This is a genomic window from Pseudomonas sp. DrBHI1 (genome assembly GCF_002205115.1).
GTDB lineage: Bacteria > Pseudomonadota > Gammaproteobacteria > Pseudomonadales > Pseudomonadaceae > Aquipseudomonas > Aquipseudomonas mosselii.
In genome coordinates this window covers 39,533-49,926 of sequence record NZ_NIBE01000020.1, presented here as the reverse complement: position 1 = coordinate 49,926, position 10,394 = coordinate 39,533, and the positions used below count along the sequence as shown (strand labels likewise).

Below are 10,394 nucleotides of genomic sequence, written 5' to 3'. Positions count from 1 at the left end.
TCGTGCACACCCGCCAGCTGCGCCGCGGCCACCACTTGCTGGGCATCCACCGCGCCGAGCCGGGCGATGTTATCGGCGATGCTGCCGGCGAACAGCTGCACATCCTGGGGCAGGTAGCCGATATGCTGCCCCAGCGCGCCACGGTCCCAGACCCTCAGGTCCGCGCCATCCAGGCGGACCTTGCCGCTCGCCGGAACAACGGCGCCGACCAGCAGCCGCGCCAGGGTCGACTTGCCCGAGCCGGACGGGCCGATGATCCCCAGTGACTCACCCGCAGGCAGTTCGAAGCCCAGGTTGTTCAGGCACAGACGGCTGCTGCCCGGTAGCGTCGCGCCCACCTGCTCGACCGCAAGCTTGCCGAGCGGCGTCGGCAACGGCATGCCCGCCGGGCGCGGCGGCTGGGCCTGCAGCAGCGCATTCAGGCGGTGGTAGGCCAGGCGCGCACCACTCCATTGGCGCCAGGCGCCGATCAACTGGTCGATCGGTGCCAGCACCCGGGCCATGAGAATGGAACCGGCGATCATCATTCCTGGCGTGATCAATTGCTCGATGGCCAGCCAGGCGCCCAGGCCGAGTACCAGCGACTGCAGAGCCAGGCGCACGGTCTTGGTCAGCGCGGTGACTGCCGCGGTTCGCTCGCTGCCCAGGTTCTGCCGGGCCAGGAAGCCGTGGTGCAGTCGCGCCCAGCGCTGGCGCACCGCCGCCAGCATGCCCATGGCCTCGATCACCTCGGCATTGCGCAGGTTGGCGCTGGCCTCCAGGCCGGCCTGCTGCGACAGCTGGCCGGCCTCGGCGAACGGCGCCTGGGTCAAACGTTCGTTGACCCAGGCCAGCAGCGTCAGCAGCACCGCCCCCAGCAGCGCCATCAGGCCGAGCCATGGGCTGAACAGGAACATCACCAGCAGGTACACCGGGAACCACGGCGCGTCGAAAAACGCGAACAGGGCCTGGCCGGTGGCGAACTGGCGCAGCGCGGTCAGGTCGGCAAGCATCTGCCCCGCCGCGCCCCGGTGCCCGGCCAGGCTGGCCTCGTAGGCGGCCTCGAACACGCGTGGGTTGAGGTTCATGTCCATGCGCGTGCCCAGGCGGATCACCACCTGGCTGCGCAGCCACTCCAGCAGACCCATGAAGGCGAACACCCCAAGCACCATGAGGCTGAGCATCAGCAAGGTCATCTCGTTGCGCGACGACAGGACCCGGTCGTAGACCTGCAGCATGTACAGCGCCGGGGCCAGCATCAGCACGTTGATCACCGCGGTGAACAGCGCAACGTTGCCAAGCCCGGCACGGCAGGCCCTGAGCGCCCGCAGCACTTCGTTGGCCGCGGTGGGAGCGGTTCGCATTGGTTGGAAACCTCGTAGAAGGCGCCGACCGGCGATTGCATTCGCCCTGTCGTCGCCACAGAATTCGCACCGCCGCAGCCTGGGCCCGGCAAAGACACGGGCTGCGGGGTAAGTGCATCAGATCAGCGAATGGCGGGGTAACCTTCCATTCGCTTTTTCATGCCTGTGCTCAGGCCGCCAGGGCCAGGTCCTCGGGCAGCGCCTGCACGCCGACCGCTTCGGCGGCAGCGGCGTGAGCCGGGCCGGCGGCCAGGGCCGCACCAATCTCGGCGAACGTGTTGTTGGTGGAGACGCCATAACCGGCCAGCAGGGTGTCCAGCACGCCTTCCAGGGCCGAGGTGTTGCCCTGCATCAGGCCGTAGATCACACCCTGTACTTCGTTGCCGGCACGCCCGGCGCCCTGCGCGGCATCCAGGTCCAGGCCGTTGAAGCTGACCACGTAGTTGGCCAGGCTGAAGTCGCTGCCGCTGCCGCCACCGAGCACTTCGCCCAGGGAGACGTTGTCCAGCGAGCCCCACAGGTAGTGGTTGAGGTTGTCGCCCGGGGCCTTGGACGGGTCGAACACATAGTGCAGACCGTTGGCGCTGTCGCTGTCGGCGATGAAGGCGTAGTCCGAGTTGTTGCGACCGTGGGTGGCGTACTGGTCGCCATCGAAGGTGCCGTTGCTGAAGCCACCGGTGTTGCTGTAGCCATGGCCGGCGGTGACGAAGCCGGCACTCCAGAAGGCCAGGTAGTCGTCGACGGTCGAGCTGGCGAAGGCGGCGTCGTAGTTAACGGAAAGGGTCATGACGGTTCCTCGTTGTTGCACAGTGATGACGAAGGCGCGTTCCGTGCCTTCGCGTCGCCCGGAATGGGCAAACCCGGTTGGTTCAGAAGCGGTACTCGAGCATGCCGCTCAAGGTACGGCCGCGGGCCAGCGACAGGTTGTTGCCGTCGCCCATGGCCACGAAGTAGGCCTCGTCGGTGGCGTTCTCCAACGACAGGGCCAGGTTCAGGCTGGGGGTCATCCAGTAGCTGGCGTAGAGGTCGTAGACCGTGTACTGCGGCCACTGGGCCTGGTCGATCTGGTTGTAGGTATGGCTTTTGAGGTTCTCGCCGTTGCCTTCGCTGTAGCGCACCCGCATGCCCACATCCAGGGTGCGCTCGAGCAGGCGCATGCCCAGGGTCAGGGCGCCACGGTCGGCGGGCATGTACGAGGCGTTGCCCATGATGTCGCCGCAGCTGACGATGTTGTTGGTGTCGCTGGCGCCCTCGGCGCGTGAGACCCGCACCGGCAACATGATGATGCGGCTGCCCACCCGCACCGGGCGCATGACGGTGCCAGCGCTGACCAGGCGCTGTGCGCCCCCCATGTAGAACTGGTTGGAACAGAACTCGTTGCTGCCGATCATGTGGGTGTAGCTGAGCTGGCCGTAGTAGGCGCCGGCGTCGTAGTCCAGGCTGTACTCCACCCCACGAAAGCGCGTGGTTTCCAGGTTGTTCTGGTAGGCCGAACGGCCCAGGGCGATACCCGCCACGCTGCTGCCGGGCAGCGAGACGTTGGTGTCGAGGAACGAGAAGTTGTCGATGCGTGTGTCGAAGTAGGCGACCTTGGCGCCGAAGCGATCCCCGTCGCGCAGCAGCGACTCCTTGAAGACGTTCAGCCCCAGCTCCCAGTTGTGCGACTCCTCGGCCTTGAGGAACGGGTTGGGGTAGACCATCTCGGCACTGCCGCCGGCATGCGGGCGGCCGCTCATGAACACTTCGGTCACCGCTGGCGGCCGCCAGCCACGGCCCCAGCGGGTGTAGACCTGCAGCCAGTCCGGTCCGGGCTTGAGCGCGATGCCGAAGGTCGGCGAAAAGCGCCCCTCCTCGGTGTCCTCGTCAAAGATCATGTGGGTCTGCTGGCGGGTAAGGCCGACCTCGGTGACGCCTTCGGGGTACATCCAGGTGGTGACCCCGGTCTTGCCGCTCAGACGATAACGGTCGTAGCGCAGCCCGGCATCCAGGGTGAGCCAGTCGTCATGCTCATAGGTGAGCTTGCCGAACAGGCTGGCCATCACCCGCTTGCCCTTGGGATTGGCACCCTGCACGTAGGGTAGCGACTCCACCTCGTTTACCGCGGCGATGCGCTCGGTGCTGGGGCGGAAGCTGTCCTGGAACAGCTCGGTGCCGTAGTTGAAACTCAGGGTGTCAGCCTGTCCCAGGTGCCAGCGCGAGGTGTTCTGCAGCTGCAGGCCCCAGGTGTCGGTCTGGAAGCGGTCGGTGTAGGCCTCGACGCGGTTGCCGGTGGCGGCGCTGGACAGGTTGTCGGCGTTCCAGCGGTCCTGGCGGGTGGTCACGTAGTACAGCTTGACCTTGAAGTCGATCAGGTCGTTGTCCGGGGTGAAGCTGTAGTCCAGTGCGGCATTCTTCGCATTGATGTCGTTGGTGCCGGTGACCCGGTAGTAATAGCGGTTGGCATTGCTGTCGTTGTAGGTCCAGGCGTCCTTGCTGTCGGTGTCGGTCTCGATGTAGCTGAATTGCAGGCGCTGATCGTCGGCGAGGTTGAGGCCGAGCTTGAACAGCTGCGAACGGGTCACGCTGTCCATCGCCCCCACTTCGCCGTGCAGCCAGCTCTTCCAAGCCTCGCGGTTCTCCAGCTTGCCGCGGATCTGCGTGCCCAGGTTGTCGGCGTTCTGCGTACCGCTGCGGTAGTTGCCGAAATGCCGCTCGCTGTGGCCAAGCAGGATATCGCCGGCTTCATTGCCGACGGCGAACAGCGCACTGCCATTGAAGTAGGTGCCGTTGCCCAGCTCGCCGATACCGTGGCCGGCGCGCAGGCGCCCTCCCATTTCCTTGCCCGGACCGAGCAGGTCGCGGGCATCGACGGTGTTGAAGCTGGCGATGCCGCCGATCACCCCGGCACCGCCCATGCCGGCCGAGGTGCCCTTGTCGATCTCGACACCCTGGATGAACTCCGGGTCGATGAACATCACGCCGTTGCGCTGCTGGTGGCCGTTGACGTTGAAGTTCTGGCGCATGCCGTCGATGTTCATGTTGACCCGACCATAGTCCTGCACGCCGCGGATGTTCACCGACAGTCCGGGGTCACGCTGGTTGACGGCGGTGTACACGCCCGCGGTCTGTTCGAGCAGGTCGGCGGCATGACGAGGGGCGCGCTGCTCAATCTGCTCGCGGGTAATGACACTCACCGATCGCGGGGCCTGGTACACCCAATCGCCATCACGCTGCGAATCGATATGGGTCGCGCCCAGCTCAAGGGCCTCGCCGTCCTGAACGAGACGCTCCAGGCCGACCTGGCCGGCGGCGCTGAAGTGGTAACGCACCGGCGTGCCGCGCAGCAGCTGGCGCAGGCCCTCTTCGGCCGGGTAGCTGCCGTGCAGCCCTTCGCTGCGCAGACCGGCCAGCTTGCGGCTGTCGAAGAACACCTGCACACCGGACTGCTCGGCATAGGCCAGTACGGCGCTGTCGAGCGACTGGGCCGGAATATCGAAACGAACCAGGTTGCGGCTGGCGGTGCTTGGCGAATCGGCGGCGTGTGCCTGGCCGATCCCCATCGGCAATGCACAGCTGCCCAGGACCAGGCTGCCGACCAGGGCGAGGCGGCCCAGAGGGCGCAGGGGTTGTAGTCGTGGCGTGCTCACTGCGATTGCTCGTCCGTTGTTGATGTTTTCTAGTAATGAAAATCAATCTCAACAGTCAGACGCGCGATGCAGAAGAAGTCAGTAAATAAAATTGAAAGTTTTTTTGCCGAAGCCGGGTTCAGTAGAGCACGGCCACGCCTGGAAGCTCGATCAGCCGGGCCTTGAGCTCTTCACCGAGCACCACCGGGGCGGTGCCTAGCTGGTCGAGGCGGAAGACGCCGCTGACCTCACGCCGAGCCAATGCGTCACTGGCGACCACTAGCTGACCTGCGCGGTAGCGATTGAGCCGGGCGACCACCTCGGCGAGCGGCTGGCGTTCGAACACCAGCACCCCGCGCTGCCAGTCCGTGGCCCGCCGCAGGTCGTGACCCGGCCAGGGCCGCACCCCCTTGCGCTGGTCATAGCGCAGACTGTCGCCCTGCTCCAGCACCTGGCCGGCCTGCCCTTGCAACGGCGGCGCCTGCAGCTCGACCGCAACACTGTGCTCCAGCATGCCGACCCAGCCCCCTTCGCCCGCAGCGCCAACCACGAAGCGAGTGCCGAGGGCGCGGCTGGTAGCCCCGGCGTATTCGACCACGAACGGGCGTGCGTCCTGGGCCGTGACCGGTGCGGCAGTGAAGATGGCTTCACCGGCCAGCAGACGCACGCGCCGTTCCCGCTCATCGAAGGCAAGTTGGAGGGCGCTGCGGCTGTCCAGTTCCACCTGACTGCCATCGGGCAGGGTCACCCGGCGCACTTCGCCGATCCCCGTGAGGTAGTCCGCGCGCCAGCCCAGCCATGCCTGCGGCCCCTGTTGCACGGCCAGTACTGCCAGCAACAACGCCGCCGCGCTGGCAACAGCCCGGCGCAACCGAGGTCGCCGTCGCCGCATCGGGCTGCCCTGGAGGGGAGTCGTGGGGCGAGCGCTCGAGACGGCGGGCAAGCGTGCCAATTGCCCAAGGTCAGCCCAGGTGGCCTGGGCAAACCCATAGGCACGGGCGTGCCGGGGATCGCTGGCGCACCACTGGTCCAAGGCGTGCTGCTGCGCCGGGCTCAGGGGACCGGCCTGCTGCAGCACCACCCACTCGGCGGCCTGCTCGCGGATGGCTTGCTCGTTCTGGCTGCTCACACGGTTCTCTCGCGATCTGGTTATGTCTGGGCTGACGTCTGAAGCGGCATTTGTCAGTAAACCGTTGGTCATTCGGTTTCCTGCAGGCACTGCATCACATAGGCCAGGGCCTTGGCCAGATGCTTTTGCACCGAGCTGTCGGAGATCCCCAGGTGCCGGGCGACCTCGGCGTGGGTCATGCCCTCCAGGCGGTTCAGGCGAAAGATTTCCCGGGTGCGCTCGGGCAGCTCACCGAGGATCGCCTGCAGGCGGCGCAGGTGCTGTTCGCGCACGGCCTGCTCCTCAAGTCCAGGGGTGTCCTCGACGATCGCCTCGAAGGCCTCGTGGGGCACCATGTCAGTCTTGCGTCGCTGCTGCTGGCGCACGTGATCGATCATCAGGTTGTGCGCCGTGCGGTACAGGTAGGCCTGGGCGTTTTCGATGGGCTCGTGACGCTGCTGCTCGGCCAGGCGCAGGAAGCTGTCCTGCACCAGGTCGGCCGCCAACTGCGGGTCGCGCACCTTGCGCGAGAGCAGGCCCTGAAGATTTTTCGCGTGCTTTGTGAACAGCCGCTTGAGGTCGAACTCCGCCACACGCTCTCCATGGGGTGGTCGCAAGGTGGCGGTATGCTACTGGTTATTGAGAATCACTTGCAAGAAACGGCATCACTCGAAGAGTGCATCCAGCGCCTGTTCCAGACGGGTCACGGCAATCACCTGCAAACCGGCGGGTGCCTCCTTTGGCGCGTTGCCCTTGGGCACGATGGCGCGCTTGAAGCCATGCTTGGCCGCCTCCTTCAGGCGCTCCTGGCCACTGGGCACCGGTCGCACCTCGCCCGACAGGCCAATCTCGCCGAATACCAGCAAGCCATGGGCCAGCGGACGGTTGCGCAAGCTCGACATCACCGCGGCCAGCAACGCCAGGTCGGAGGCGGTTTCCAGCACTTTCACACCACCGACGACGTTGAGGAATACATCCTGGTCATGGGTGGGGATGCCGCCGTGCCGGTGCAGCACCGCCAGCAGCATGGCCAGGCGGTTCTGGTCCAGGCCCAGGGTCACCCGGCGCGGGTTGGCCAGGTGACTGTCGTCGACCAGCGCCTGGACCTCCACCAGCATCGGCCGGGTCCCCTCCCAGGTGGCCATGACCACGCTGCCGGGTACTTCTTCCTGGGTGCGGTTGAGGAAGATCGCCGAGGGGTTGGAGACTTCCTTGAGGCCGCGGTCGGTCATGCCGAACACGCCCAGTTCGTTAACCGCGCCGAAGCGGTTCTTCACTGCCCGCAGCAGGCGCAGGCGACCATCGGACTCCCCCTCGAAATACAGCACGGTATCAACCATGTGCTCAAGCACCCGGGGCCCGGCCAGCGAGCCTTCCTTGGTGACGTGGCCGACCAGGAAGATCGCCGTGCCGCTCTGCTTGGCGTAACGCACCAGCAACGCCGTACTCTCGCGCACCTGGGCGACGCCGCCCGGGGCCGACTGCAACTGCTCGGTGAAGATGGTCTGGATCGAGTCGATGACCATCACCCGCGGCTTTTCCTGGCGCGCGGTGGCGATGATGGTCTCGATGCAGGTTTCGGTCATGACCTTGAGCTGGTCCTGGGGCAGGCCCAGGCGCCGGGAGCGCATGGCCACTTGCTGCTGCGACTCCTCGCCGGTGACATACAGCGCCGGCATCTGCGTGGCGATGTTGCACAGGGTCTGCAGGAGGATGGTGGACTTGCCGATCCCCGGATCACCGCCGATCAACACCACCGAGCCGTCCACCAGGCCACCGCCGAGCACGCGGTCGAGTTCGGTGCTGCTGGTGGTGAAGCGCGGAATCTCCTCGACACTGACTTCGGCCAGGGTCTTGATCTGTGCCTGCTGCCCGGTCCAGCCGGCCCGCCCGCTCGGCGCCGCGGCGCCGCCGCTTTCGATCATGGTCTCGACCAGGGTGTTCCAGGCACCGCAGTCACCGCACTGGCCGGCCCATTTGGGGAAGGTCGCGCCGCACTCTGTGCAGCCATACAAGCGCTTGGCCTTGGCCATGGGCGGGTCTCCTGGGAAAAACCGCCATGATAGCCGAACACGGACGTGTCCCGGAGGCAGCGGCAGGCGACAAAACTATTCGCTCTAAACACAGTCTGTAGCTGCGAACGTCACGCATGAAGCGTTTTAGTGGCTTACACTGCGGTTACCTCTCCATTCGTAACAAAGGAATACAGCATGGGCATGCTCAGTGAATTCAAGGCCTTCGCGGTCAAGGGAAATGTCGTCGACATGGCGGTAGGTATCATCATCGGCGCGGCGTTCGGCAAGATCGTCTCTTCCTTTGTCGGCGACGTGATCATGCCCCCCATCGGCCTGCTGATCGGCGGGGTGGACTTCAGCGACCTGGCCATCACGCTCAAGGCCGCCGAAGGCGATGTGCCCGCAGTGGTGCTGGCTTATGGCAAATTCATCCAGACCATTCTCGACTTCATCATCGTCGCCTTCGCCATCTTCATGGGCGTGAAGGTGATCAACCGCCTCAAGCGCGAAGAAGCCGTGGCCCCGACCGCACCGCCGGTGCCAAGCGCCGAGGAAACCCTGCTGACCGAGATTCGCGACCTGCTCAAGGCGCAGAACCGACAGCCCTGAAGCACAAAACGACTGGGGCCGCTTCGCGGCGGCCCCAGTGACGACGATCCTTAAGGCGCCGTTGATCCTTACCAGTAGTTCTCCACCGCCACCTGCCCCGGTCGCTTGCTCAGGCTCAGTTGCAGGTCGCGCGCCTTGAGCACCTTGCGTGTCTCGTCGATCATTTCCGGGTTGCCACACAGCATGACCCGCGAATGCTCCGGCGACAGCGCCAGCCCCGCCGCCTTTTCCAGCTCACCGTTCTCGATCAGCGTGGTGATCCGCGCATTCAACGCGCCCGGGTGTTGCTCTCGGGTCACCACCGGGATGAACTGCAGCTTGCCCGCAAACTCCGCCAGGTAGTCGCGCTGCTCCAGCGCGGCGATCTCGTCCACATACGCCAGCTCCTTCGCCTCGCGCACCGAGTACACCAGCTTGATGTTGTCGAAGCGCTCCCAGGCCTCGAAGTCCTGCAGGATCGACATGAACGGCGCAATGCCGGTGCCGGTGGCCAGCAACCACAGGTCGCGCCCCCCAACGAAACGGTCGAGGGTCAGGTAGCCGAAGGCCTGACGGTCGATCAGCAAGGTATCGCCTTCACCCAGGCGGCTCAGTTCGCTGGTGAATTCACCGCCCGGCACCACGATGGAGAAGAAGTCGAGGAACTCGTCATGGGGCGCACTGACCATGGAATAGGCACGCCAGGCCACGCTGCCATCGGCCTTGCTCACCCCGAGGCGGGCGAACTGGCCGGCGCGGAAACGGAATCCGGCATCGCGAGTGACACGCAGGGAAAACAGGTTGGGCGTCAGGGGCTGGACGTCGAGCAGAGTCTGGCGGGTGAATTTGTCGGCGCTGGCGGTCATGACGGGCTCCATGGATCAGATGCGCACAGTTTCGCGCAAAGTGCCCCAGATAAACACCGTCGGTTTGTAAGGTATCGCTTATGAGTGATCGCAATCAGCTAAAAAAGCGTAACAGCTATAGCAAAAAAAACCAGCGCAGACTTAGGAGATTTCCTACACTTCGTTCCGTGAAATGCCGATATTGGATCCAGCGCCAAGCGACGGGAGCTTCATCGATGCCACATTGGAAAAGCGAGCAGCTCCAGCAACTGCTGGATGAACAAGAACCGAAGGAGCTGTTCGGTCAAGCGGTGAAACTGGCCCAGGCGCTCAACATGGAGTTCGTTGGTTTGGCACTGCACCTGCATGTGGCAGCCCGTGGCCCACAGGTGATCCTCTACAACAACTATCCCGGTGCCTGGAATGAGCGTTACCAAGCTGAAGACTTAATCAAGATAGACCCAACAGTATCAAAATGCCACCATACAACACTGCCACTGGTCTGGAACGACGATCTCTACTGTGAGGTGCCACAACTGCGCGAAGCCGCCACCGCGCTTGGCATGACCCATGGCTGGAGTCAGTCGGTACATGACCAGCAGCACAACGAGAGTCAGTTGAGTGTCTCCAGGCCCCTGGGGGTAGTCACCCGCGAGGAACTCTTCGCGAAGAGTGCCCAGGTAATGTGGCTGTGCAACACCTTGCACGCCGTGCTCAGCACACATCATCTGCAGAAGTTCAGCCCGGTGCCGCAACTGAGCGAACGCGAACTCGAAGTGCTCAAGTGGTCCGCAGCGGGCAAGACCGCCGCCGACGTGGCGATGATCCTCTCGCTGTCGACCAGTACCGTGAATTTCCATATCCGCAGCGTGATCACCAAGACCAACGCC

The 10,394-nt window shown here is 64.8% G+C and carries 9 protein-coding genes; 2 read left to right on the top strand and 7 right to left on the bottom strand.

The window, feature by feature from the left end:
• The 6 genes from CC207_RS03590 to radA all read right to left on the bottom strand — a co-directional run.
• Positions 1-1,343: type I secretion system permease/ATPase (locus tag CC207_RS03590; RefSeq protein WP_088851603.1), on the bottom strand; the 1,343-nt coding region annotated here is incomplete at its 3' end.
• Positions 1,344-1,512: 169 nt separating this feature from the next.
• On the bottom strand, positions 1,513-2,130 hold the full coding sequence (locus CC207_RS03585; RefSeq protein WP_088851602.1) for a heme acquisition protein HasA: 618 nt from the start codon (positions 2,128-2,130) through the stop codon (positions 1,513-1,515).
• 82 nt (positions 2,131-2,212) lie between these two features.
• Positions 2,213-4,882 (bottom strand): TonB-dependent receptor, encoded by a 2,670-nt coding sequence (locus CC207_RS03580; protein WP_232853746.1) that lies wholly within the window; start codon positions 4,880-4,882, stop codon positions 2,213-2,215.
• A 205-nt stretch (positions 4,883-5,087) separates the two neighbouring features.
• Positions 5,088-6,077, bottom strand: a complete 990-nt coding sequence (locus tag CC207_RS03575) for a FecR domain-containing protein (protein WP_028691339.1) — start codon at positions 6,075-6,077, stop codon at positions 5,088-5,090.
• Positions 6,078-6,145: 68 nt separating this feature from the next.
• Complete coding sequence (locus CC207_RS03570; RefSeq protein WP_088851600.1) at positions 6,146-6,649, bottom strand: RNA polymerase sigma factor; 504 nt, start codon at positions 6,647-6,649, stop codon at positions 6,146-6,148.
• A gap of 72 nt (positions 6,650-6,721) precedes the next feature.
• Positions 6,722-8,089: a DNA repair protein RadA gene (radA, locus tag CC207_RS03565; protein WP_028691337.1), complete on the bottom strand. Its 1,368-nt coding sequence runs from the start codon at positions 8,087-8,089 to the stop codon at positions 6,722-6,724.
• A gap of 177 nt (positions 8,090-8,266) precedes the next feature.
• On the opposite strand from radA, the gene mscL reads away from it, so the two are divergent.
• On the top strand, positions 8,267-8,680 hold the full coding sequence (gene mscL, locus CC207_RS03560) for a large-conductance mechanosensitive channel protein MscL (protein ID WP_011535791.1): 414 nt from the start codon (positions 8,267-8,269) through the stop codon (positions 8,678-8,680).
• A gap of 68 nt (positions 8,681-8,748) precedes the next feature.
• On the opposite strand, the gene CC207_RS03555 is transcribed toward mscL, so the two are convergent.
• Positions 8,749-9,525 carry a ferredoxin--NADP reductase gene (locus CC207_RS03555; protein ID WP_069017054.1) on the bottom strand — a complete coding sequence of 259 codons (777 nt, stop codon included), beginning with the start codon at positions 9,523-9,525 and terminating at the stop codon, positions 8,749-8,751.
• Between the two features lie 215 nt (positions 9,526-9,740).
• Here CC207_RS03555 and CC207_RS03550 point away from each other — a divergent pair.
• Positions 9,741-10,394 (top strand): autoinducer binding domain-containing protein (locus tag CC207_RS03550; RefSeq protein WP_088851599.1); only part of this gene is annotated, 654 nt, incomplete at its 3' end.

Coding starts and splice junctions, on each gene's coding strand:
- CC207_RS03585 (WP_088851602.1), bottom strand. CDS start 2,130: ATGACCCTTTCCGTTAACTACGACGCCGCCTTCGCCAGCTCGACCGTC.
- CC207_RS03580 (WP_232853746.1), bottom strand. CDS start 4,882: ATGGGGATCGGCCAGGCACACGCCGCCGATTCGCCAAGCACCGCCAGC.
- radA (WP_028691337.1), bottom strand. CDS start 8,089: ATGGCCAAGGCCAAGCGCTTGTATGGCTGCACAGAGTGCGGCGCGACC.
- mscL (WP_011535791.1), top strand. CDS start 8,267: ATGGGCATGCTCAGTGAATTCAAGGCCTTCGCGGTCAAGGGAAATGTC.
- CC207_RS03555 (WP_069017054.1), bottom strand. CDS start 9,525: ATGACCGCCAGCGCCGACAAATTCACCCGCCAGACTCTGCTCGACGTC.